The organism is Serratia sp. CY74737 (genome assembly GCF_052166775.1).
GTDB lineage: Bacteria > Pseudomonadota > Gammaproteobacteria > Enterobacterales > Enterobacteriaceae > Serratia > Serratia ureilytica.
This window is the reverse complement of sequence record NZ_JBJNOF010000010.1, coordinates 38,719-63,840: the sequence shown is the minus strand read 5'-3', so window position 1 is coordinate 63,840 and position 25,122 is coordinate 38,719. Positions and strand designations below refer to the sequence as shown.

Sequence of the window (25,122 nt, the reverse complement as noted above, 5' to 3'; positions counted from 1 at the left end):
GTGCAAGTGAGTAATAATCTGTCGCTCGATTTTTCCCAGAACGAGTTCCAGCCGTTGGCCGCGCGTATGCGGCCGACCACGCTGGCGCAGTATATCGGCCAGCAGCATCTGCTGGCCGCCGGCAAGCCGCTGCCGCGCGCCATCGAGGCCGGGCAGCTGCACTCGATGATTTTATGGGGGCCGCCGGGCACAGGGAAGACGACGCTGGCAGAGCTGATCGGCCGTTATGGTCAGGCGGACGTCGAACGGATATCCGCCGTGACCTCAGGGATCAAGGAGATCCGCGAGGCGATCGAGCGGGCGCGGCAAAACCGCGACGCCGGCCGCCGCACTATCCTGTTCGTCGATGAAGTGCACCGCTTCAACAAAAGTCAGCAGGACGCCTTCCTGCCGCACATTGAAGACGGCACCATCACCTTTATCGGCGCCACTACCGAAAACCCTTCGTTCGAACTGAACTCGGCGCTGCTGTCGCGCGCCCGCGTCTATTTGTTGAAGGCGCTGACGGCCGAAGACATCGGCCAGGTGCTGGATCAGGCGATGAACGACAAGGCGCGCGGTTTTGGCGGCCAGAACGTCGAGCTGCCGGCGGAAACGCGCCGCCTGCTGTCGGAGCTGGTGGGGGGCGATGCGCGCCGGGCGCTGAACAGCCTGGAAATGATGGCGGACATGGCGGAGCTCGACGCCAAAGGCGTACGGGTGCTGACGCCGGAGCTGCTGAAGGAGGTGTCGGGCGAGCGCAGCGCGCGCTTCGACAACAAGGGCGACCGTTATTACGACCTGATTTCCGCGCTGCATAAATCGGTGCGTGGTTCGGCGCCGGACGCCGCGCTGTACTGGTATGCGCGCATCATTACCGCCGGCGGCGATCCGCTCTATGTGGCGCGCCGTCTGTTGGCGATTGCCTCTGAAGACGTGGGCAACGCCGATCCGCGCGGCATGCAGGTGGCGATCGCCGCCTGGGATTGTTTCACCCGCGTGGGGCCGGCGGAGGGCGAGCGCGCCATTGCGCAGGCGATTGTTTACCTGGCCTGCGCGCCGAAAAGCAACGCGGTTTACACCGCGTTCAAGGCCGCCATGCGCGACGCCAAAGAGCAGGCCGATTATGACGTGCCGGAGCATTTGCGCAACGCGCCGACCAAGCTGATGAAGGAAATGGGGCTGGGGGCGGAATACCGTTACGCTCACGACGAACCCAACGCCTACGCCGCCGGCGAGAACTACTTCCCGCCCGAAATGGCCAACACGCGCTACTACCAACCGACCTCGCGCGGGCTGGAAGGGAAAATCGGCGAAAAGTTGGCATGGCTGGCTGAGCAGGATCAAAATAGCCCGACAAAACGCTACCGCTAGCGTGGCCGTTGCGGTAAGGTTAGCGGGTATCACTCTTCTTTTATGCGGCTATAAATCAGCCGCATAGAACAACAACACTTCTTTCAATAACAACAAGCACAGGATTAGCATGCTCGATCCCAATCTGCTGCGTAATGAGCTAGACGCAGTCGCCGTCAAACTGGCTCGCCGAGGCTTTAAACTCGATCTGGATCTGCTGCGTTCGCAGGAAGAACGCCGCAAAGTTCTGCAGGTAGAAACTGAAACGCTGCAAGCGGAACGCAACTCCCGATCGAAATCCATCGGCGCGGCCAAAGCGCGTGGGGAAGACATCGAGCCGCTGCGTCGCGAAGTGAACGAGCTGGGTGACAAGCTGGATGCCGCCAAGGCGGAACTGGATGCGCTGCAGAGCGAGATCCGCGATTATGCCCTGACGCTGCCTAACCTGCCGGACGACGCCGTGCCGGACGGTAAAGACGACAGCGAAAACCTGGAAGTCACCCGCTGGGGTGAACCGCGCCAATACGACTTCGCGGTGCGCGATCATGTCGATCTGGGCGAAATGGCCGGCGGGCTGGATTTTGCCGCCGCGGTTAAGCTGACCGGTTCGCGCTTCGTGGTGATGAAAGGGCAAATCGCCCGCATGCACCGCGCGCTGTCCCAGTTCATGCTGGATCTGCACACCGAACAGCACGGCTACCTGGAGGCCTACGTGCCTTACCTGGTCAACCACGCCACGCTGTACGGCACCGGCCAACTGCCGAAGTTCGGCGAAGACCTGTTCCATACCCGCCCGCTGGAAGAAGAAGCTGACAGCAGCAACTACGCGCTGATCCCAACGGCGGAAGTGCCACTGACCAACCTGGTGCGCGACGAGATCGTGGAAGAGGAAACTCTGCCGCTGAAGATGACCGCGCACACGCCATGCTTCCGTGCGGAAGCCGGTTCTTACGGCCGTGACACCCGCGGTTTGATCCGTATGCACCAGTTCGACAAGGTCGAAATGGTGCAGATAGTCCGTCCGGAAGATTCGATGGATGCCCTGGAAGAGCTGACCGGCCATGCGGAGAAAGTGCTGCAGCTGCTGAACCTGCCTTACCGCAAGGTGCTGCTGTGCACCGGCGACATGGGCTTCGGCGCCTGCAAGACCTACGATCTGGAAGTGTGGCTGCCGGCGCAGAACACCTACCGCGAGATCTCGTCCTGCTCCAACATGTGGGACTTCCAGGCGCGCCGCATGCAGGCTCGCTGCCGCAGCAAGGCCGACAAGAAGCCGCGTCTGGTCCACACGCTGAACGGCTCCGGCCTGGCGGTTGGCCGTACGCTGGTGGCGGTGCTGGAAAACTACCAGCAGGCCGACGGTCGCATTCAGGTGCCTGAAGTGCTGCGTCCTTATATGGGCGGCCTGGAATACATCGGTTAAACGGCAAAGCATTTGAAAAAAGCGCCTGCGGGCGCTTTTTTTATGTCGGAAATTCAGTCTGTCGCCAGCGCGTAGGCTTGTTTAATGTAGTCCGCCAGGTGCTTGCTTTTCACTTCGGCGGGCGTGTGGAGCTTGATGTGCCGCCGATATTGGCCGTTGCCTTCAAGTTGCTGATAGCGATCTTCCAGTCGGTGCCCTTGGCCGAATTCCACCGTGACGTGATTGCGGTAGGCGAAAACGCCGCAGAAAAATTGAGTATGCGAGAACATGATGCCGCCGTATTTGACCGATTCGGTGATGCCACTGCCGCTCGCCGCAGCGACCCGGCGCACCTGTTGTACGATCTCCAGCAGCTCGCCGTGCGTGCTGCCGATGTCTGCCAGCAAGGTCTCGACCGCCGCATTATTTGCCTGACTCATCTCGCTTCTCCGTCGTTAAATCCGCTCTGCGCTGAGCATAGCGCTTTTTCAGCCGCTTAGCCGGAAACAAATCGTGCGCTGGAATGATAAGAGGCGATTGACTTTTTTATCGCCAGTGGCATGATGCGCGCACTCTCATTGCGCGTTCGGTCACAATTTCACTATGTCCGCTTACTCCCGCCCGGTGCTCTTATTGCTCTGCGGCCTCTTGCTGCTCACGGTATCCATTGCCGTTTTGAATACGTTAGTGCCGCTTTGGTTAACCCATGCTCAGCTGTCGACCTGGCAAGTGGGTATGGTCAGCTCCTCTTATTTCAGCGGCAACCTGTTGGGCACGTTGGTAGCGGGCAAACTGATCCAGCGCGTCGGCTTCACCCGCAGCTATCATCTCTCTTGTTTGCTGTTCGCCGCCGCGACCGCCGGCATGGTGCTGTCGATCGATTTCTGGAGCTGGCTGGGCTGGCGCTTCTTCGCCGGCGTCGGGTGTGCCTGGATCTGGGTGATCGTGGAGAGCGCGCTTTTGCGCAGCGGCAATTTGAGCAACCGTGGCCAGCTGCTGGCGGCCTATATGATTGTCTATTACCTCGGTACGGTGACCGGCCAGTTACTGTTGAGCATGACCTCGACCGAATTGCTGCACGTGGTGCCGTGGGTGACCGCGATCGTGATCAGCGCCATGCTGCCGATGTTGTTCGCGCGGGTAAACCGCCATGAAGACGAGCCGCAGCAGGCGGCGGTATGGACAATGTTGAGACGCCGCAGCGCGCGCCTGGGCATCAACGGCTGCATCATCTCCGGCATCGTGCTCGGTTCGCTGTATGGCCTGATGCCGCTGTATCTTTCTCATCAGGGCATGAGCGATGCTAACGTCGGCTACTGGATGGCGCTGTTGGTCAGCTCCGGCATCGTCGGCCAATGGCCTGTCGGGCGCCTGGCCGATCGTTACGGGCGCCTGCTGGTGCTGCGCATTCAGGTGTTTGTGGTGATCCTCGCCAGCGTGGCGATGCTCGGCAACTACGCCATGGCGCCTTCACTGTTCATCCTCGGCTGCGCCGGCTTTACCCTGTATCCGGTGGCGATGTCCTGGGCCTGTGAGAAGGCAATGCCGCACGAACTGGTGGCGATGAACCAGGCGCTGCTGATGAGTTACACCATCGGCAGCTTGCTGGGCCCATCGATGACGGCGTTGCTGATGCAGAACTATTCCGACCGCGTGCTGTTCGTGATGATAGCCGCCGTGGCGCTGGTTTACCTGCTGATGCTGCTGAAAAAGCAGAAGCCGGATCGCCATCACACGCCGTTCGCCGCCGCCTGAGCATAAAAAAACCGGCCATGAGCCGGTTTTTTCTTTGGCGCTGTGTCAGTCAGTAAATCACTTTGTGGCCGTAGCTTTCCAGGATGCCTTTGACGCGATCCATGGTCTCGGCCTTCGGCGGATGTACGCCGTCCAGTTTGTACTCTTCCCCCATCGCTATCCATTTGTGCTTGCCCAGCTCGTGGTAAGGCAGCAGCTCGATTTTCTCGATGTTGGTCATGTCTTTGGTGAACTCGCCCAGCAGGTGTGCCGATTTATCGTCGTCTGACCAGCCCGGCACCACCACGTAACGGATCCAGGTGCGCTGGTTGCGTTTCGCCAGATAGCGGGCGAATTCCAGCGTGCGGTGGTTGGAGACGCCGACCAGATTCTGGTGGATCTCGTCGTTCATCTGTTTCAGATCCAGCATCACCAGATCGGTGGTGTCCAGCAATTCGTCGATCACCGGATCGTAGCGGCGCACGAAGCCATTGGTGTCCAGGCAGGTGTTGATGCCTTCGGCATGGCAGGCGCGGAACCAGTCGCGCACGAATTCAGCCTGCAGGATCGCCTCGCCGCCGGACGCGGTCACGCCGCCGCCGGAAGCGTTCATGAAGTGGCGGTAGGCCACCGCGTCTTTCATCAGCTCTTCGACGGTCACTTCTTTGCCGCCGTGGGTGTCCCAGGTGTCGCGGTTATGGCAATAGAGGCAGCGCATCAGGCAGCCCTGGAAGAAGACGATAAAGCGGATCCCGGGCCCATCGACGGTGCCGCAGGATTCGAAGGAGTGGATGCGACCAGTTACTGACATTGCGGGGTTTTCTCCAATATGGACTGTCAAACGCAGTCTAAAAATAGGCGCGTGGCCGCCGGCCAGGTATCTGCGATGCAGCGGCGGGGGATCCGCCACCGGGGGTAATGATGCCTGTCGGCCGGTCAGTTGCCGGATAACTGTTTTGCCGGCTATCCATTTCAGTATAGATGTCCGGCAAAACAGACTCGTACAGAGTCAGGGGAGAGCGGTGGGAGAAAAGGGCCGGCAGAACCGGCCCTGACGTTGGCACCGGGCGGTTTCCCGCCCGGTCGGCGTTATTACATCGTTTGAGTGAAGGTACGAGTAATGACGTCCTGCTGTTGCTCTTTGGTCAGCGAGTTGAAGCGCACGGCGTAACCGGAGACGCGGATGGTCAGCTGAGGGTATTTCTCAGGATTTTCCATCGCGTCCAGCAGCATTTCGCGGTTCATTACGTTGACGTTCAGATGCTGGCCGCCCTCGATAGAGGCTTCATGGTGGAAGTAACCATCCATCAGGCCCGCCAGGTTGGCTTTACGCACGTCGTCGTCTTTACCCAGCGCGTTAGGCACGATGGAGAAGGTGTAGGAGATCCCGTCTTTCGCGTAGGCAAACGGCAGTTTGGCTACCGAGGTCAGGGAGGCGACTGCACCTTTCTGGTCACGGCCGTGCATCGGGTTGGCACCTGGACCGAACGGTGCGCCTGCGCGGCGGCCATCCGGGGTGTTACCGGTTTTCTTGCCGTACACCACGTTGGAGGTGATGGTCAGTACGGACTGGGTCGGTACCGCGTTGCGGTAGGTGCGCAGTTTCTGAATTTTCTTCATGAAACGTTCCACCAGGTCACAGGCGATGTCATCGACGCGGGCGTCGTTGTTACCGAACTGCGGATACTCGCCTTCCACTTTGAAGTCGATAGCCAGGCCGTCTTCGTCGCGAATGGTGGTGACTTTCGCGTACTTGATGGCGGACAGGGAGTCGGCCGCAACGGACAGACCGGCGATGCCGCAAGCCATGGTGCGATAAACGTCACGGTCATGCAGCGCCATCAGCGCAGCTTCGTAGCTGTACTTGTCGTGCATGTAGTGAATGATGTTCAGTGCGGTCACGTACTGCTTGGCCAGCCAATCCATAAAGTGGTCCATGCGGGCCATGACTTTGTCATAGTCCAGCACTTCGTCCATCATCGGCGCTTCTTTCGGGCCGACCTGCATTTTCAGTTTCTCGTCAACGCCGCCGTTGATGGCGTACAGCATGGTTTTCGCCAGGTTGGCGCGGGCGCCGAAGAACTGCATTTGCTTACCGACGATCATCGGGCTGACGCAACAGGCGATGGCGTAGTCATCGTTGTTGAAGTCAGGACGCATCAGGTCGTCGTTTTCGTACTGTACGGAAGAGGTGTCGATGGACACTTTCGCCGCGAATTTCTTGAAGTTCAGCGGCAGCTTCTCAGACCACAGGATGGTCATGTTCGGCTCCGGAGACGGCCCCATGGTGTACAGGGTGTTCAGGAAGCGGAAGCTGTTTTTGGTGACCAGGGTACGGCCGTCGACGCCCATACCGGCCAGGGATTCAGTCGCCCAGATTGGGTCGCCGGAGAACAGTTCATCGTACTCAGGGGTACGCAGGAAGCGCACCATACGCAGTTTCATCACCAGGTGGTCGATCAGTTCCTGCGCTTGCTCTTCGGTCAGTTTGCCCGCTTTGATGTCGCGTTCGATGAACACGTCGAGGAAGGTGGACACGCGGCCGAAGGACATGGCGGCGCCGTTCTGGGATTTCACCGCGGCCAGGTAGCCGAAGTAGGTCCACTGCACCGCTTCTTGGGCGCTGGTGGCCGGGCCGGAGATGTCGTAACCGTATTTGGCGGCCATCTCTTTGATCTGAGCCAGAGCGCGATGCTGTTCAGCGATCTCTTCGCGCAGCTGGATGGTCATTTCCAGGTCTTCGCCGTTTTCCAGTTTTTCCTGCAGCGATTTGAACTGGTTCAGCTTGTCGGCCATCAGGAAGTCGATGCCGTACAGCGCCACGCGGCGGTAGTCGCCGATGATGCGGCCACGGCCGTAAGCGTCTGGCAGACCGGTCAGCACGCCGGATTTACGGCAGTTCAGGATGTCTTTGGTGTAAACGTCGAATACGCCCTGGTTGTGGGTTTTACGGTATTCGGTGAACACTTTTTTCAGCTGCGGATCCAGTTCGCGGCCGTACACTTTGCACGAACCTTCGACCATTTTGATGCCGCCGAACGGGATCAGCGCGCGTTTCAGAGGGGCGTCGGTCTGCAGACCCACGATGGTTTCCAGCTCTTTGGCGATGTAACCCGCGTCGTGAGAAACGATGGTTGAAGCAACGTTGGTGTCGAAATCAACCGGCGCATGAGTGCGGTTTTCCAGTTTGATCCCTTCCATAACCTTGTCCCACAAGGTGGTGGTGGCTTGAGTTGCGCCAGCCAGGAAGGATTCGTCACCTTCATAAGGCGTGTAGTTTTTCTGGATGAAGTCACGAACGTTGACTTCATTCTGCCAGTCACCCTTGCTGAAACCTTCCCAAGCGTTGGCTAATTTCTCGTTAAGTTCGGTCATTGTACACCTACCTTTGATTGTGGATTTCTAACTCTGCGCGCGGTAACTCACAGCTTAGTGCTGTTCGCGGCCCCCGCGCAGATAAATTACCCAGTAAGTCAACCCAACCAGCAGACCGCCGCCGATGATGTTACCAATGGTGACCGGAATCAGGTTGTCGATGATGAAGTTGCTTACTGTCAGATGAGCGAATTGCTCAGGTACCGCCCCTACGGCTTGCCAGAATTCCGGCGTGGCGAAGTGTTTGACCACGATGCCCATAGGGATCATAAACATGTTGGCGATGCTGTGTTCGAAGCCGCTGGCGACAAACATACCGACCGGCAGCACCATGGCGAGCATCTTGTCGGTCAGGGTACGGCCGGAGTAGCTCATCCAGACCGCCAGGCAGACCATCAGGTTAGCCAGAATGCCGAGGCAGACGGCTTCGATAAAGGTGTGATGCAGCTTGTGGTCTGCGGTTTGCAGAACATTCAGGCCCCACTGGCCGTTGGCGACCATATACTCGCCGGAGAACCAGATCAGCGCCACGAAGAACAGCGCACCGACCAGGTTGCCGAGATAAACGTTCAGCCAGTTGGCGCCCAGTTGGCCCCAGCTGATGCGGCCGCTGGCCTTGGCGATGACGATAAGCACGGTAGAGGTGAACAGGTCGGCGCCCGACACCACCACCAGCATTAACCCGAGAGAGAAACAGATGCCGCCGACCAGTTTAGCCAGCCCGAAAGGCACGCCGGCGGTGCCGGTGGTCGCCGTGATGTAGAAAACGAAGGCGATGGAAATGAAGACACCGGCGGTGATCGCCAAATAAAACGTTTTCAGCGGATGTTTGGTGGCTTTATACACGCCGGCATCTTCAGCGATTTTCGCCGTTGCCGCAGGTAAAATCAGATCGAATGGGCTGTCAGTTTTCAAACTAACTCTCGCTCTTAAGGGTTAAAACAACGCAATGAGATACTAGCAAAGCAGTATAGGGGAAAATTTGATTTGGATCATAAGGCGGGGAAGTAGAGCGCCAAAATGGCATGTTTTATGTGTGGTTTTTATGGTTAATTTATTGAATTTAAACAAAAAACAATTTTTTAATGTTTGCAATTTTTTTTGAATCCACCCGGTGTGCCGAGGGTGTCAAAGTTAAATTTTTAGGCGTTTTGTCGCCGTTCGTCGCTGAAAGTTTAATTATCGGTTAATTATTATTTCACCGTCCGGCAACAATCGCCGGTTTATTTATTCTTATGCTCGTTTAACCGCCTATTTTCCTGCGGGAAAATAAAACAGAATGCGTTGAAATAAACCGCAAAATGAAAACGCCGCAGCGGAGTGCGGCGTTTGACCGGGGAGGGTACCCCAAAAGTGGCGGTACCCCCAATGGCGATTAGGCCTTGGCCCAGTGACGGCGCTTGGCCGCCTGCAGCTTCTCGTAGGCCGCCAGCAGCGCCTGATGGGCCGGCAACGCCTTCAGATCGGCATCCACGGCGAACAGCCCGTTGAAGCGTTCTTCACCGCTGATGGCGGCCGAGGCCGCGTCCACCGCTTCCTGGCCGTACATTTTCACGAACGCGGTATAGTATTGCGCCGCTTCGCGCTCAGGCTCCTGCGCCAGCAGCAACAGCGTTTGCAGGCAACGGTAGTAGTTGCTGCGCGCCGGGCTCAGCACCGAGGCGTTGAAGTCCTGCGTCCACTCGGTCCAAATCAGCGCCTGATCCAGATCGCCGCCCGCCAGCGCCAGCATCGACTTCAGCTCGCCCACGCGCAGGGTATACCAGGCGTTGTCTTTGCCGCTGGCAATGCCCAGCAGTTCGCGTACGCGGGTGAAATCGTCCAGCCCTTCGTCGTCCAACTGCTCGATCAGCGCCAGGTATTCTTCCGGCTCCCACTCGCTGCCCGGCAACGCCAGCAGCGTATCGCGCAGGTGCGCGCCCATGCTGTTGTTGGCCAGCAGCAGGTCTTCCGCCGGGTAGATATCGGACATGCCCGGCACGATGATGCGGCAAGCGTAGACGCCCAGGTGTTCGTAGTCGGCGATGTACACTTCCGCGTCTTCTTTGTCGAAGATGCTCATCATGGTGGCGAACTCTTCCTGCGTGCTGCCGCTGAAGTTCCAGTCAACGAACGGATAGTCCGCGTCCTGCTTGAACAGATCCCACGAGATCAGGCCGCTGGAGTCGATGAAGTGCGTTTCCAGGTTGGTGTGTTCCGCCACTTCTTCGTCATCGAAGGTCGGCGCGGTGAACACGTCGAGATCTTTCAGGCTGCGGCCCTGCAGCAGTTCGGTCACCGTACGCTCCAGCGCCACGCCGAAGTCCGGGTGCGCGCCGAACGAGGCGAAGCAGGTGCCGTTGGTCGGGTTGAACAGCACCACGCAGATCACCGGGTAGTTGCCGCCCAGCGAGGCGTCGTAGGAGAGGATTGGGAAACCTTCCTCTTCCAGCTTGGCGATGGCTTCCACCACGCCCGGGTAGCGGTTCAGCACCTCGTCCGGGATCGCCGGCAGGCTGATGGATTCGGCGATAATGCGGTTTTTCACATAGCGCTCGAACACTTCCGACAGGCCCTGCACGCGCGCTTCGTTGGCGGTGTTGCCGGCGGACATGCCGTTGGAAACATACAGGTTGCCGATGATGTTCATCGGAATGTACACCGTTTGCTGATCGGACTGACGGGTGAACGGCAGCGCGCAGATGCCGCGATCGGCATTGCCGGACTGCAGATCGACAAGATCGCTGGCGCTCAGCTCTTGTTGCGGATCGTAGAAGGCGTGCAGACGCTCGTCGAGGATGCCGGCCGGCAGCGCATCGTCCGCCGGGATCGAGAACCATTTCTCATTCGGGTAGTGCACGAAGTCGCCTTCGGCGATCTGCTTGCCCAGATAGAAATCGGCGAAGAAGTAGTTGGTGGACAGGCGCTCGAAATATTCACCCAGCGCAGAGGCCAACGCGGCTTTTTTGCTGGCGCCTTTGCCGTTGGTGAAGCACAGCGGACAATCGCGATCGCGAATGTGCACCGACCATACGTGCGGCACCGGGTTCAGCCAGGAGGCTTCTTCGATGTTGAAACCGAGATCGCTCAGTTTCTGCTGGAAACGGGCGATGGAATCTTCCAGGGCGGCGTCTTTACCGGGGATAAAAGTTTGCGTCATTGTCTTCACTTTTTGCGCGTACTAAAAACGCGCAATGATACGGGGTTTTACGCTGGAGCTCCACGTATTCCTAAAGCGGCGGCAAAGTCACAGTTTTTTTAAGGATAAAGGCCATAATTCAGCGAGTTATCTGTCACGGAGAAATCTAATGAAATCAGTGAAACTCAGCGTGTTAACCCTTTTGTTGACCGGCGTCAGCGCCTCGGCGCTGGCGCTGCCCAACATCACCCTGCTGGCGACCGGCGGCACCATCGCCGGCGGCGGCGATTCGGCGACGAAATCCAACTATACCGCGGGCAAACTGGGCGTCGAGGCGCTGGTCGATGCGGTGCCGGCGCTGAAGAACATCGCCAACGTGCAGGGGGAGCAGGTGGTTAACATCGGCTCGCAGGACATGAACGATCAGGTCTGGCTGACGTTGGCGAAGAAAATTGACGCCGACTGCGGCAAAACCGACGGCTTCGTCATCACCCACGGCACCGATACGCTGGAAGAGACGGCCTATTTCCTCGATCTGACGGTGAAGTGCGACAAACCGGTAGTGCTGGTCGGGGCGATGCGGCCGGCGACGGCGATGAGCGCCGACGGCCCGTTCAATCTGTATAACGCGGTGGTGACGGCGGCGGATCCGCAATCGGCCAACCGCGGGGTGCTGGTGGCGATGAACGACAGCGTGCTGGACGCACGAGATGTCACTAAAACCAGCACCACCGCCGTGCAAACCTTCCAGTCGCCGAACTTCGGCCCGCTGGGATACATCCACAACGGCAAGATCGATTATCAGCGTTCGCCGCAGCGCAAGCATACCCGGGAGACGCCGTTCGACGTCAGCAAGCTGAACGAACTGCCGAAGGTCGGCATCATTTACAACTACGCCAACGCCTCCGATGCGCCGGTCAAGGCGCTGATCGCCGAAGGGTACCAGGGCATCGTCAGCGCCGGGGTCGGCAACGGCAACCTGTATAAAACCGTGTTCGACACCCTGGCGACGGCGGCGCACAACGGCGTGGCGGTGGTGCGTTCTTCGCGCGTGCCGACCGGCGCGACCACCGAGGATGCGGAAGTGGACGACGCCAAATACGGTTTCGTGGCCGCCGGCACGCTGAATCCGCAAAAAGCGCGCATTCTGCTGCAGCTGGCGCTGACGCAAACCAAAGACGCGAAGCAGATCCAGCAAATGTTCAATCAGTACTGATCGTTTTCTCTCCTGCGGGAGCCGCTCGGGCTCCCGCAGCCATCTCGGCTGAATACAGCATAAAACACCGCGTTAACCCGCTGAATTTCCCCATGTCGCAGGGTTTTATCGTCCAAAAAAACGCGCCGGCCGCAGAGCCTGTCATCACCCGGTGCGCCTGTTTACCGCCGGCGGGCGAATAAGCGTTGCAGCCATGGGGCGTGAGTGATAAAACCGAAGGGTTGGTTAACGCGAGCGTTAACTTCGGGCGTCTTTTCGACAGGTCGCTTTTCTGCGGCGAACAGTGAATGTGGTGAGGGGAAATGACTCAGGTTTATAATTTTAGCTCTGGCCCGGCGATGCTGCCGGTGGAAGTGTTGCGTCGTGCGGAACAGGAACTGTGCAACTGGCACGGCCTGGGAACGTCAGTGATGGAGATCAGTCACCGCAGCAAAGAATTCATCGCCGTTGCCGAGCAGGCGGAACAGGATCTGCGCGATCTGCTGAAAGTCCCCTCCAACTATAAAGTGCTGTTTTGCCACGGCGGCGCTCGCGCGCAATTCGCCGCGCTGCCGCTGAACCTGCTGGGCGACAAGGCCACCGCCGACTACATCGACGGCGGCTATTGGGCGCACAGCGCCATCAAGGAAGCGGAAAAGTATTGCACCCCGAACGTCATCGACGTGAAAACCCGCATCGACGGCCTGAGCGGCATCAAGCCGATGAAAGAGTGGCAGCTGAGCAACGACGCGGCTTACGTGCACTATTGCCCAAATGAAACCATCGACGGCGTAGCCATCGATGAAACGCCGGACTTCGGCGACAAAGTGGTGATCGGCGATTACTCCTCGACCATTCTGTCCCGCCCGCTCGACGTCAGCCGCTTCGGCGTGATTTACGCCGGCGCGCAGAAAAATATCGGCCCGGCCGGTCTGACGCTGGTGATCGTGCGTGACGATCTGTTGGGCAAGGCGCGTAAAGAAGTGCCGTCGATCCTCGATTACACCGTGTTGGCCGAGAACGATTCGATGTTCAACACCCCGCCGACCTTCGCCTGGTACCTGTCCGGGCTGGTGTTCAAATGGCTGAAAGAGCAGGGCGGCCTGGTGGAGATGCAAAAACGCAATCAGGCCAAGGCCGAGCTGCTGTACGCGACCATCGATAAATCCGACTTCTACCGCAGCCAGGTTGCCATCGCCAACCGCTCGTGGATGAACGTGCCGTTCCAGCTGGCCGATGCAGCGCTGGATAAGGTGTTCCTCAGCGAAGCCGAGGCCATCGGCCTGCAGGCGCTGAAAGGTCACCGCGTAGTTGGCGGCATGCGCGCTTCTATTTACAATGCCATGCCGCTGGCCGGCGTACAGGCGCTGACCGACTTTATGACCGACTTCGAGCGTCGTCACGGTTGATCCCGTCAGCTCGCCGGGCGCGGGCTGACCAAGCTGTTGTCCTTTTGCATTAAAGCGGCTCCGGCATTATTCCGGAGCCGTTTCGTTTATCAGAATTGGAGAGTTTTGTTCACATGGTGGATTCCCTGACGTTACAACCGGTCGCCCTGGTCAATGGCACTGTCAACTTACCCGGCTCGAAGAGCGTTTCTAACCGCGCTCTGCTGCTGGCGGCGCTGGCGGAGGGAACGACCCGGCTGACCAACCTGCTGGACAGCGACGATGTGCGTCATATGCTGAATGCGCTGCAGGCGTTGGGCGTGAACTATCAGCTTTCCGCCGACCGCACCGTGTGTGAAGTGACCGGCGTGGCCGGGCCGCTGGTGGCCGACCAGCCGCTGGAACTGTTCCTCGGCAATGCCGGCACCGCGATGCGCCCACTGGCGGCGGCGCTGTGCCTTGGTGAAGGTGATGTGGTGCTGACCGGGGAACCCCGCATGAAAGAACGCCCGATCGGCCATCTGGTGGACGCGTTGCGCCAGGGCGGGGCGCAGATTGATTACCTCGAGCAGACCGATTACCCGCCGATTCGCCTGCGCGGCGGTTTCCAGGGCGGCGACGTCACCGTTGACGGCAGCGTCTCCAGCCAGTTCCTGACCGCGTTGCTGATGACCGCGCCGCTGGCGCCGCGGGATACGCAGATCCACATCAAGGGCGAGTTGGTTTCCAAGCCGTACATTGATATCACGTTGCACCTGATGCGCACCTTCGGCGTATCGGTGAGCCACGACAATTATCGGGTGTTCCACATTCAGGGGCGCCAGACGTATATCGCGCCGGGCGACTATCTGGTTGAAGGCGACGCTTCTTCCGCGTCCTACTTCCTGGCGGCGGCGGCGATCAAAGGTGGCACCGTGCGCGTGACCGGCATCGGCCGCAAAAGCGTGCAGGGCGACACCAAGTTTGCCGACGTGCTGGAGAAAATGGGCGCGCGCATCACCTGGGGTGACGATTTCATCGAGTGCAGCCGCGGTGAACTGCGCGGCATCGATATGGACATGAACCACATTCCGGATGCGGCGATGACCATCGCCACCGCGGCGCTGTTTGCCGAGGGGCCGACCACCATCCGCAATATCTACAACTGGCGGGTGAAGGAAACTGACCGTCTGGCGGCGATGGCCACCGAGCTGCGTAAAGTGGGGGCGGAAGTTGACGAGGGCGAAGACTACATTCACGTCGTGCCGCCGGCCAAACTGCAGTTCGCCGAGATCGGCACCTACAACGATCACCGCATGGCGATGTGCTTCTCGTTAGTGGCGCTGTCGGATACCCCGGTCACGATCCTCGATCCGAAGTGCACCGCGAAAACCTTCCCGGACTATTTCGAACAGCTGGCGCGCATCAGCCAGCCGGCGTAACCGTCAGATCATTTATTTTAAGGCCCCTTTGCGGGCCTTTATCGTTTTTAACCCCCGGCGACCGGCGTTTCTTCTATACTTTTTCGCGGTTGTGCGCTTATTTTCAACAACCGGACAGTTCCAGGGTAACAGATCGCCGTAGGGCAGCGTATAATACGCCACCGTATTTGCCCCTGATTGGGCAGGTGACAGAGCGCCCGGGCTTCGAGTCGAAGCGCGCCGTGTCTCTGTGAGGTTTTCTACCTGAAGGAGAGAGAAATGACGGCTACAGCCCCGGTGATAACCGTTGATGGACCAAGTGGCGCAGGCAAAGGCACGCTGTGTAAAGCGTTGGCCGAGTCCCTTGGTTGGCGTTTGCTGGATTCCGGCGCGATCTATCGCGTGCTGGCGCTGGCGGCGTTGCATCATCAGGTGGATATCACTTCTGAGGAAGCGCTGGTTCCGCTGGCCGCACATCTCGATGTTCGCTTCGTTGCCCAGGACGGCAAGCTGCAAGTGATTTTGGAAGGTGAGGACGTCAGCAATGAGATCCGCACCGAAACCGTCGGCAACACCGCGTCGCAAGCGGCGGCGTTTCCGCGTGTGCGCGAGGCGCTGCTGCGCCGCCAGCGCGCGTTTCGCGAGGCGCCCGGCCTGATTGCCGATGGCCGCGACATGGGCACGGTGGTGTTCCCGGACGCGCCGGTCAAGATTTTCCTCGACGCCAGCTCGGAGGAGCGCGCACACCGCCGCATGCTGCAGTTGCAGGAAAAGGGCTTTAATGTTAACTTTGAACGTCTTTTAGCCGAGATAAAGGAACGGGACGACCGTGACCGTAATCGGCCTATCGCGCCTCTGGTGCCCGCTTCTGACGCCCTCGTGCTGGATTCTACCAGCATGTCGATCGAAGAAGTGATCCGGCAGGCGTTGACGTATGCACAGAAAGTGTTGGCGTTGCCGCAGCAATAAGCGCGGCGGCGCTATTGGCTTTTTGTCATATTTGTCATAGCGGTATCGCAATATATCGGGTAAAATTTTACCCCTGTAACCTTAAACCCTGTCGGCATGGAGCCAATGGCGGGGTATGTGAAACAACCCCATTCGGCGGGATGCTAAATGGACGTTAAACTAAAGAACCCTGAAGATTAACAACATGACTGAATCTTTCGCTCAACTCTTTGAAGAATCCTTAAAAGAAATCGAAACCCGCCCGGGTTCCATCGTTCGTGGCGTCGTTGTTGCTATCGACAAAGATATCGTACTGGTTGACGCCGGTCTGAAATCTGAGTCTGCCATCCCGGCTGAGCAATTCAAAAACGCCCAGGGCGAGCTGGAAATCCAGGTTGGTGACGAAGTTGACGTTGCTCTGGATGCTGTTGAAGACGGCTTCGGTGAAACCCTGCTGTCCCGTGAGAAAGCTAAGCGTCACGAAGCTTGGATCACGCTGGAAAAAGCCTACGAAGAAGCTGAGACTGTAACCGGTGTTATCAACGGCAAAGTGAAGGGTGGCTTCACCGTCGAGCTGAACGGCATCCGCGCGTTCCTGCCAGGTTCCCTGGTTGACGTGCGTCCGGTACGTGACACTCTGCACCTGGAAGGCAAAGAGCTTGAGTTCAAAGTCATCAAGCTGGATCAGAAGCGCAACAACGTTGTCGTTTCTCGCCGTGCGGTTATCGAATCCGAGAACAGCGCTGAGCGCGATCAACTGCTGGAAAACCTGCAGGAAGGCATGGAAGTTAAAGGTATCGTTAAGAACCTCACTGACTACGGTGCATTCGTTGATCTGGGCGGCGTAGACGGCCTGCTGCACATCACTGACATGGCTTGGAAACGCGTTAAGCATCCAAGCGAAATCGTCAACGTTGGCGATGAAATCACTGTTAAAGTGCTGAAGTTCGACCGCGAGCGTACTCGTGTATCCCTGGGCCTGAAACAGCTGGGCGAAGATCCATGGGTTGCTATCGCGAAACGTTACCCAGAAGGCACCAAGCTGACTGGCCGTGTAACCAACCTGACTGATTACGGCTGCTTCGTAGAAATCGAAGAAGGCGTTGAAGGTCTGGTACACGTTTCTGAAATGGATTGGACCAACAAAAACATCCATCCGTCCAAAGTTGTTAACGTGGGCGACGTAGTGGAAGTGATGGTTCTGGACATCGATGAAGAACGTCGTCGTATCTCCCTGGGCCTGAAGCAGTGCAAATCCAACCCATGGCAGCAGTTCGCAGAGACCCACAACAAGGGCGACCGCGTTGAAGGTAAAATCAAGTCTATCACTGACTTCGGTATCTTCATCGGCCTGGACGGCGGCATCGACGGCCTGGTTCACCTGTCTGACATCTCCTGGAACGTTGCAGGCGAAGAAGCAGTACGTGAATACAAGAAAGGCGACGAAATCGCTGCGGTTGTTCTGCAAGTTGACGCAGAGCGCGAGCGTATCTCCCTGGGCGTGAAGCAACTGGCTGAAGACCCGTTCAATAACTACCTGTCTATGAACAAGAAAGGTGCTATTGTTACTGGTAAAGTCACTGCAGTTGACGCCAAAGGTGCTACAGTTGAATTGGCAGGCGGCGTAGAAGGTTACCTGCGTGCATCTGAAGCCTCTCGCGACCGCATTGAAGATGCAACTCTGGTTCTGAACGTAGGTGACGAAGTTGAAGCTAAATTCACCGGCGTTGACCGTAAGAACCGCGTTGTAAGCCTGTCCGTACGTGCTAAGGACGAAGCTGACGAGAAAGACGCCATCGCAACTGTTAACAACAAACAGGAAGAAGGCAACTTCTCTAACGCAATGGCTGAAGCTTTCAAAGCGGCTAAAGGCGAGTAATGACGGGGGGCGGTCTCTGACCGCCCCGATACGGTAGTTTAGCTGCAAAGCTTGGAGGTACTATGACCAAGTCTGAACTTATTGAAAGACTTGCTGGCCAGCAATCTCATATTCCGGCGAAGGCCGTTGAGGATGCAGTGAAAGAGATGCTTGAGCACATGGCCGCTACGCTGGCCGAGGGCGAACGCATTGAGATCCGCGGATTCGGCAGTTTTTCTCTTCACTACCGTGCCCCGCGTGTAGGTCGCAACCCGAAAACCGGTGACAAAGTTGAGCTGGACGGCAAGTACGTTCCTCACTTCAAACCAGGCAAAGAGTTGCGTGACCGCGCCAATATCTATGGCTAGTCGCTGACTGCTCATAGCGTTGTTGCTTGAAAAGAATATAAAACGGTGCCTGTAAGGCGCCGTTTTTTTTCGCCTGCAATTCTCCGCGACACGCTCGCGAGTTGCGTACTGCGCCGCATTGACGATGTGGCTCCTGCAAAGATCTCTCTTATCCTGCCATGTTCAGCGCATCTTCGTTAAAGCCCGCTGGCGGCGACGTGTCGCCTGAATGATCCTGCTTGCTTGCCGTGACGCGTTTTTGCTCATGGCGGAGCCGATGGGAGAAAAGCGATCAAAATTTCGCTGGATCTGGCGATATTCGCCGTTATCTGCGGCATCCTGCCGCTGTTGGTTTTACCGCAGTTGCCTGAGCAATGGCTGCTGTGGCCGCTTTTGCTTATTGTCTGTTTACTGCTGCGCACGCGCAGGCCATTCTGCCGTTATTTGGCCTGCCTGGGGTTGGGGTTCGCGTGGGCGGTTTTCAATGCCGGAAGCCTGATCGGGCAAATGGAGCGTTTGAGCCGCGGGCCGGAAGTGACGGCGGTGGTGCAGGTAAGCAGCATCGCGTTGAATCCGGCCGCCAGCAAGCAGACGCTAATGCGTATCGAGCGGATCGATGGCCATTGGCTGGCGCCTGCATTGATGTTTACCACGCTATGGGCCCCGGAACAGCAGCGGCTGTGCGCCGGGCAGCGTTGGCAATTGAAACTGCGCTTGCGGCCGGTGCACGGCAAGCTCAATGAAGGGGGCTTCGACAGCCAACGTTGGGCGATCGCACAGCGCCAGCCGTTGACGGGCCTGGTCAGGCAGGCCCGTTTGCTGGATGGCGGTTGTAGCCTGCGTCAGCGCATAATCAGCCATGCGGAAACCAACATCGGTGAGCTGCGTTACAAGGCGGTATTGTTGGCGCTGGCATTTGGGGAGCGAACCGCGCTGGAACAGCCTTTACGCACGCTGATGCTGAAAACCGGCATTGCGCATTTAATGGCCATTTCAGGGCTTCATGTGGCGATGGTCGCCATTTTGTTCTGGGCTGCGCTGCGGGCGCTGCAGTTTTTTCTGCTCTCCCATCTGATTGGCTATCGTTTTCCCCTGGTCGCGGGCTGGGTGGCGACGCTGATCTATGTCTGGTTGGTAGGCGCCCAGCCGCCGGCGGTGCGTACCGTGTTGGCCATGACATTGTGGATGTTGCTGCGCCTGCGCGGCGTTCATTGTTCTTCCTGGCAGGTGTGGCTATGGTGTATCGGGCTGATTTTGCTGTGCGATCCGCTGGCGGTATTGTCAGACAGTTTCTGGCTATCGGTGCTGGCGGTAGGTTGCCTGATTTTTTGGTTTGAATGGGCACCGCTCGGTGAGCGATTCCGGTCGGCCTGGTATTGGGCGCCGGTGCGCTGGCTGCATATTCAGCTCGGCATGACGCTGCTGCTGGTGCCGATGCAGGCCGCGCTGTTTCTGGGCCTGACGCTGACCTCGCTACCCGCCAATCTGTGGGCGGTACCTATTGTCTCATTGGTGGCGGTGCCGCTGATTTTGCTGGCGGTGATATTTGGCTTCTTTCCCTCATTAAGCTACGGGCTATGGTGGCTGGCGGACTTCACGCTGTACTGGGTGTTTGTGCCGCTGCATTACCTCCAACGCGGTTGGGTGGATCTGGGGGCTGCCTCGCTGCTGGCCAGCGCGGCGGGGTGGCTCATCGTCGTCTGTTGGCGCTTTCATTGGTGGCGGCGTTATGCACCGGGGCTGGCGACGATAGCGATATGCTGTGTGCTGTGGCGGGAAAAAGAGCCGGGATACCGCTGGCGAGTCGATATGCTCGATGTCGGGCACGGCTTGGCGGTGGTCATTGAGCGAAACGGCAAGGGAATACTGTACGATACCGGCGATCGTTGGCCGGGCGGCAGCGCCGCCGAACGGCATATTTTGCCAATGTTGAACTGGCGGGGGATTGAATTGGAACAGATCATTATCAGCCATGATCATCTCGATCATACCGGTGGCCTGCCGACGGTGCGACGGGCGTTTCCAGGGGCTACGATACGCAGCCCGATGCGCGGGGAGGGGCACTTGCCCTGCGTCGCCGGTGAGCGCTGGCGCTGGCAGGGGTTGCAATTCGAAGTGCTGTGGCCGCCGAAAACGCGTAAAAAGCCGGGCAATGACGACTCTTGCGTGGTTCGTATCGACGACGGGAAACACAGCCTGCTGCTTACCGGTGATGCGGAAAAAAAGGCGGAAGCGCAGCTGCTCCGATTGCGGCGCGATCGCTTGGCGGCGACGGTGTTGCAGGTAGGGCATCATGGCAGCCGAACCTCTTCCACGCCGCCGTTTCTGCGCGCGGTCAATCCTCAGGCGGCATTGGCGTCAGCATCTCGTTACAACAAATGGCGTTTGCCGGCGCGTAAAGTGGTCGCCAGATACCGGGCAAATGGCATTATATGGCGCGATACGACGCGCTCCGGCCAGTTATCGGTACTTTTTTTCGACAACGATTGGCAAATTAAAGGCTTTCGCGAACAATTAATGCCCCGTTGGTACCATCAGCGGTTTGGCGTAGAGGGTGATAATGAGTAAAATAGGCCGCTATTTCTTCCGATGCTGGTATTTGCATGATGAATGATAAAGATCTCTCGACCTGGCAGACATTCCGTCGACTCTGGCCGATGATCACTCCTTTTAAGACCGGGCTGATTGTAGCCGCCATTGCGTTGATTATGAACGCAGCGGGGGACACGCTGATGCTGTCTCTGCTTAAACCGCTATTGGACGATGGGTTTGGAAAAACCGACAGCAGCGTGCTGGTGTGGATGCCGTTGGCCGTCATCGCGCTGATGTTGATGCGCGGCGTAACCAGCTTTGTTTCAAGCTACTGCATTTCCTGGGTTTCCGGCATGGTGGTGATGCAGATGCGCCGCCGCCTGTTTGGCCACATGATGAGAATGCCGGTGGCCTTCTTCGATCAACAGTCCACCGGGACCCTGTTGTCGCGCATTACCTATGATTCCGAACAGGTGGCTTCCTCCTCTTCCAGCGCGCTGGTGACCGTGGTGCGCGAAGGGGCTTCGATCATTGGCCTGTTCATCATGATGTTCTATTACAGCTGGCAGCTGTCGGTGATCCTGATCGTGCTGGCGCCGATCGTCTCGATTGCCATTCGCCTGGTGTCCAAGCGTTTCCGCAACATCAGCAAGAACATGCAGAACACGATGGGGCAGGTGACCACCAGCGCCGAACAGATGCTGAAAGGCCATAAAGAAGTGCTGATCTTCGGCGGCCAGCAGGTGGAAACCGAGCGCTTTAATTCGGTCAGCAACCGCATGCGTCAGCAAGGCATGAAGCTGGTTTCCGCGTCTTCGATTTCCGATCCGATCATTCAGCTGATCGCTTCGCTGGCGCTGGCGTTCGTGCTGTTTGCCGCCAGCTTCCCAAGCGTGATGGAAACCCTGACCGCCGGTACCATTACCGTGGTGTTCTCGTCGATGATTGCGCTGATGCGTCCGCTGAAGTCGCTGACCAACGTCAATGCCCAGTTCCAACGCGGGATGGCGGCGTGCCAGACGCTGTTCTCCATTTTGGATATGGAACAGGAAAAAGATACCGGCACCCGCGAAGTGAAGCGCGCGAAAGGCGATATCGAATTCCGCAATGTCACCTTCTACTACCCGTCGAAGGAAACGCCGGCGCTGCGTGATATCAACCTGAACATCGCCGAAGGCAAGACCGTAGCGCTGGTGGGCCGTTCCGGTTCGGGGAAATCGACCATCGCCAACCTGTTGACGCGTTTCTATGATATCCAGGAAGGCGAAATCCTGATGGATGGCCACGATCTGCGCGAATACACCCTGGCTTCACTGCGTAATCAGGTGGCCCTGGTTTCGCAAAACGTGCACCTGTTCAACGACACCATCGCCAACAATATCGCCTATGCGCGTGAGAGCGAATACAGCCGCGAGCAGATCGAAAAAGCGGCCGAAATGGCGTACGCGATGGACTTCATCAACAAGATGGAAAACGGCCTGGATACGGTGATCGGTGAAAACGGCGTCATGCTGTCCGGCGGCCAACGCCAGCGCATCGCCATCGCGCGCGCGCTGCTGCGTGACTGCCCGATCCTGATCCTGGATGAGGCGACCTCTGCGCTGGATACCGAGTCCGAGCGGGCCATTCAGGCCGCGCTGGACGAACTGCAGAAAGACCGAACTTCACTGGTGATCGCGCACCGTCTGTCGACCATTGAAAAGGCGGACGAGATCCTGGTGGTGGAAGACGGCCGCATCGTCGAACGCGGTGAGCACGCCGAGTTGCTTGAGCGGCAGGGCGCCTATGCGCAGCTGCACCGCATGCAGTTTGGTCAATAATGATTGAGCGCATCTGGTCCGGCGGTTCGCTGCTTTATCTGGCGCTATTGCCGCTCTCGTGGCTGTATGGCTTGTTCAGTTGGCTGATTCGCCTCAGTTACCGCTGCGGCCTGCGTAAAAGTTGGCGTTCGCCGGTGCCGGTCGTGGTGGTGGGTAACCTCACCGCCGGCGGCAACGGCAAAACGCCGATGGTGATCTGGCTGGTGGAGCACCTGCAGCAACGGGGCTACCGTGTTGGGGTGGTGTCGCGCGGCTACGGCGGCAAGTCGGCGGTCTATCCTCTGGTGCTGGGTCAGAATACGTCGACCCGCGAGGCGGGTGATGAGCCGGTGCTGATTTATCGGCGTACCGGGGCGCCCGTGGCGATCGCGCCCAAGCGCGCCGAGGCGGTGCAGGCTCTGCTGCAACAACAGCAGCTGGATGTGATCATCACCGACGATGGCTTGCAGCACTACGCTTTACAGCGTGACTTCGAGCTGGTGGTCATCGACGGTGTGCGTCGTTTCGGTAACGGCTGGTGGTTGCCGGCCGGGCCGATGCGCGAGCGCGCTGCGCGGCTTGGCAGTGTCGATGCGCGCGTCGCCAATGGCGGCGTGGCGCAGGCCGGGGAAATTGCCATGCGTCTGCAGGCGCGTGATGCGGTGAACCTGCTGAGCGGTGAACGTCGCCCGGTGGCCGAGCTGCCGCGCGTGGTGGCGATGGCGGGTATCGGCCATCCGCCGCGTTTCTTCGCGACGTTGGAAAAGTTGAACGTCGAAGTCGTGCAGGAAGTGGCGTTTGCCGATCATCAGGAATATCAGCAGGCGCAGCTGGCGGCGTTGGTTAATGCAGATCAAACGCTGTTGATGACGGAGAAGGACGCGGTGAAGTGTCGCGCCTTTGCCCAGCCCAATTGGTGGTATCTACCGGTTGATGCGGTGCTACCGTCCGCTCAGGCTGAGCAACTGCTGCAGGATATCGAGTCCCTGCTGTCTAAGTAATCTCAGGATGCCAGCGTGACAAGCCCCAAGGCTTGCGCGCAGGCTTCCAGCGAGCGCTGCTGGGTTTGCTGATACAGCGCCAGCTCGTCGATCACCTCACTGCCCAATGCTTGTTCAAACGCTGCCCGGCTTGACGCCGCATTGTACTGTGCATGGCGGCTGTCCCCCAGATTCGATTGGAAAATCCCCGCCGCGCTGACCGGCAGAAAATCTTCATATACCAGTGGCTGGAAGCGAACGTGTTCTTTCTCGATCAGTTGCTCCAGGGTGCTGTGCTTATCCAGTGATTCTTTGGCCGCCAGGCCGCATTCGGTCGGGAAATAGCGGAACCAGGCCAGCTGTTGCTCGCGCAGCGTGGCGTAATCATCCGGAAACGCCCGGAAGTTTTCTTCCAGCAGCTGATAATAGCGTTCGGCATTTTTCTCGCTCGGCGGCGCCTGCAGCGCATCGTTGGTGGCCTTCAGCAGACGGTCGTAGAGTTCTCTTCCTTTAGTCGTCAGCGCCACACCGCGCTGTTCGATCTCGCCAAAGCGCGCGGTATGATGACCGGCGACGACGCGGCCGTCATGCTCGACGAAATCGACGCGTTCTTCCAACGCCTTGAAGCTGGTCTGGCGCAGCAGGATCGCGCGACGGCGACGCGGCGGGCCCTCGATGACCGCCTTGGGCGTAATGCCGCGGGCGGGCATCGCCTGCTGAACGCGATCGATATCCAGCGTGCGCGGTGTCAGATGATTGATATGCGGCCCTTTAAACGCCACCACGTCGGCGATCAGGCGATGCTGATCGTGCAACTGCCGGTATTCTTCGGCGCTGACCGTCGCCTGGTTGTGCCAGCGGAAGGTTTCCAGTGCTTGTTCGACAAATTCTTGCGCCTGCACTTCATTCAGCCCGCCTTGCGCTTCCTGCAGCGCGATCAGTTCCAACGCGCGATCGGTAAAGATGCGGCGGCGCGCCAGCAAGCGCTCAGCCAGCTCACGCAGCGCGGGATCTTCTATCAGCTCCAGGCGCAGCAGGGAGGTAAACACGCGGAACGGACTGATTTGCAGGGCGTCTTCGTGTACGGCGCGAAAGGCGGTCGAGTGCACGGGAACGCCCGCCACCGACAGATCATAGTAACCGACCGGCGCCATGCCCATCACCTGGAACAGACGGCGTAGCGTGGCCAGTTCGTCCGCCGTGCCGACCCGGATCGCGCCGTGGCGCTCCATCGCAAGGCGTTCGATCTCGCCGGTGATTTGCAGTTGATGAGCCAGTGCGGCATCTTCGCGCAGAACCTGTCGGTTGGTTTCCGCCACCAGTTCCAGCAGATCGCCGTACAGCGGTACCTCATTTTGGTACATGTCCGACATCGCGTGAGAGAATCTGGCGCGGATTTCATTAGGTGAAACGAACTGCTGGGCGGTCATGCGCATAGCTCCTTGATTCAGCATAATCTGAAAAATAGTGTTTTTAGCGGCAAAAGTGCTGGCGAAAAAGCCGTCTGCCTTGTTTTCCCCTCAAGTTTAGCCATCTGATTTGGGATTTGTTATAGACGTGGCAAGCATATTAGAGTTTTATGCGTTAGCTCTCATTTGCAGCGCACGGACGGACAAATGATGCCCCGGTGAGGAGGGGAACGCGATGGATCGGCCGCGGCGAGCGTTAAATTAAGTCATGCATATTCAGGGGGATAAAAATAAATTCGGCATAT

The 25,122-nt window shown here is 58.4% G+C and carries 18 protein-coding genes; 12 read left to right on the top strand and 6 right to left on the bottom strand.

The window, feature by feature from the left end; all coding sequences use genetic code 11:
* The first annotated feature begins 66 nt into the window (after nt 1-66).
* Nucleotides 67-1,353, top strand: coding sequence for a replication-associated recombination protein A (locus tag ACJ8PE_RS15635; protein WP_046897122.1), 1,287 nt, complete (start codon nt 67-69; stop codon nt 1,351-1,353).
* Nucleotides 1,354-1,462: 109 nt separating this feature from the next.
* The gene (gene serS, locus ACJ8PE_RS15630; RefSeq protein ID WP_033642556.1) at nt 1,463-2,755 is read left to right on the top strand and encodes a serine--tRNA ligase; all 1,293 of its coding nucleotides are present in this window, start codon (nt 1,463-1,465) and stop codon (nt 2,753-2,755) included.
* 53 nt (nt 2,756-2,808) lie between these two features.
* On the opposite strand, the gene ACJ8PE_RS15625 is transcribed toward serS, so the two are convergent.
* Nucleotides 2,809-3,174 (bottom strand): DUF1801 domain-containing protein, encoded by a 366-nt coding sequence (locus ACJ8PE_RS15625; protein ID WP_197761416.1) that lies wholly within the window; start codon nt 3,172-3,174, stop codon nt 2,809-2,811.
* 163 nt (nt 3,175-3,337) lie between these two features.
* Here ACJ8PE_RS15625 and ACJ8PE_RS15620 point away from each other — a divergent pair, with 163 nt between their 5' ends.
* Nucleotides 3,338-4,489, top strand: a complete 1,152-nt coding sequence (locus ACJ8PE_RS15620) for an MFS transporter (RefSeq protein ID WP_033642558.1) — start codon at nt 3,338-3,340, stop codon at nt 4,487-4,489.
* A gap of 49 nt (nt 4,490-4,538) precedes the next feature.
* Here ACJ8PE_RS15620 and pflA read toward each other — a convergent pair whose 3' ends face one another.
* The 4 genes from pflA to ycaO form a co-directional block, all read right to left on the bottom strand.
* The gene (pflA, locus tag ACJ8PE_RS15615; RefSeq protein WP_031299859.1) at nt 4,539-5,279 is read right to left on the bottom strand and encodes a pyruvate formate lyase 1-activating protein; all 741 of its coding nucleotides are present in this window, start codon (nt 5,277-5,279) and stop codon (nt 4,539-4,541) included.
* Nucleotides 5,280-5,560: 281 nt separating this feature from the next.
* The gene (gene pflB / locus ACJ8PE_RS15610; RefSeq protein WP_004928286.1) at nt 5,561-7,843 is read right to left on the bottom strand and encodes a formate C-acetyltransferase; all 2,283 of its coding nucleotides are present in this window, start codon (nt 7,841-7,843) and stop codon (nt 5,561-5,563) included.
* Nucleotides 7,844-7,897: 54 nt separating this feature from the next.
* Nucleotides 7,898-8,758 carry a formate transporter FocA gene (gene focA, locus ACJ8PE_RS15605; RefSeq protein ID WP_019454548.1) on the bottom strand — a complete coding sequence of 287 codons (861 nt, stop codon included), beginning with the start codon at nt 8,756-8,758 and terminating at the stop codon, nt 7,898-7,900.
* Between the two features lie 460 nt (nt 8,759-9,218).
* Nucleotides 9,219-10,982, bottom strand: coding sequence for a 30S ribosomal protein S12 methylthiotransferase accessory factor YcaO (gene ycaO, locus ACJ8PE_RS15600; RefSeq protein WP_197761418.1), 1,764 nt, complete (start codon nt 10,980-10,982; stop codon nt 9,219-9,221).
* Nucleotides 10,983-11,130: 148 nt separating this feature from the next.
* Between ycaO and ansB the strand changes: the two genes are divergently transcribed.
* The 9 genes from ansB to lpxK all read left to right on the top strand — a co-directional run bounded on the left by ansB (nt 11,131) and on the right by lpxK (nt 23,429).
* On the top strand, nt 11,131-12,177 hold the full coding sequence (gene ansB, locus ACJ8PE_RS15595) for an L-asparaginase 2 (protein WP_197761420.1): 1,047 nt from the start codon (nt 11,131-11,133) through the stop codon (nt 12,175-12,177).
* Nucleotides 12,178-12,479: 302 nt separating this feature from the next.
* Complete coding sequence (gene serC / locus ACJ8PE_RS15590) at nt 12,480-13,565, top strand: 3-phosphoserine/phosphohydroxythreonine transaminase (protein ID WP_028127991.1); 1,086 nt, start codon at nt 12,480-12,482, stop codon at nt 13,563-13,565.
* 113 nt (nt 13,566-13,678) lie between these two features.
* Nucleotides 13,679-14,965, top strand: a complete 1,287-nt coding sequence (gene aroA / locus ACJ8PE_RS15585; RefSeq protein ID WP_197761422.1) for a 3-phosphoshikimate 1-carboxyvinyltransferase — start codon at nt 13,679-13,681, stop codon at nt 14,963-14,965.
* 258 nt (nt 14,966-15,223) lie between these two features.
* Nucleotides 15,224-15,913, top strand: a complete 690-nt coding sequence (gene cmk / locus ACJ8PE_RS15580) for a (d)CMP kinase (RefSeq protein WP_004928270.1) — start codon at nt 15,224-15,226, stop codon at nt 15,911-15,913.
* Nucleotides 15,914-16,097: 184 nt separating this feature from the next.
* Nucleotides 16,098-17,771: a 30S ribosomal protein S1 gene (rpsA, locus tag ACJ8PE_RS15575; protein WP_004928267.1), complete on the top strand. Its 1,674-nt coding sequence runs from the start codon at nt 16,098-16,100 to the stop codon at nt 17,769-17,771.
* 62 nt (nt 17,772-17,833) lie between these two features.
* A complete protein-coding gene (gene ihfB, locus ACJ8PE_RS15570) occupies nt 17,834-18,118 on the top strand; it encodes an integration host factor subunit beta (protein WP_004928264.1) in 285 nt (94 codons plus the stop codon).
* Between the two features lie 270 nt (nt 18,119-18,388).
* Nucleotides 18,389-20,665: a ComEC family protein gene (locus tag ACJ8PE_RS15565; protein ID WP_404768976.1), complete on the top strand. Its 2,277-nt coding sequence runs from the start codon at nt 18,389-18,391 to the stop codon at nt 20,663-20,665.
* Nucleotides 20,666-20,700: 35 nt separating this feature from the next.
* A complete protein-coding gene (gene msbA / locus ACJ8PE_RS15560; protein ID WP_033642563.1) occupies nt 20,701-22,449 on the top strand; it encodes a lipid A ABC transporter ATP-binding protein/permease MsbA in 1,749 nt (582 codons plus the stop codon).
* Entirely contained in the window at nt 22,449-23,429 is a 981-nt protein-coding gene (gene lpxK, locus ACJ8PE_RS15555) for a tetraacyldisaccharide 4'-kinase (RefSeq protein ID WP_197793204.1), read from the top strand. Before msbA ends, lpxK begins: the two co-directional genes overlap by 1 nt.
* A gap of 2 nt (nt 23,430-23,431) precedes the next feature.
* Here lpxK and hglS read toward each other — a convergent pair whose 3' ends face one another.
* Nucleotides 23,432-24,838, bottom strand: a complete 1,407-nt coding sequence (hglS, locus tag ACJ8PE_RS15550; protein WP_197793205.1) for a 2-oxoadipate dioxygenase/decarboxylase HglS — start codon at nt 24,836-24,838, stop codon at nt 23,432-23,434.
* Nucleotides 24,839-25,122 lie beyond the last annotated feature (284 nt).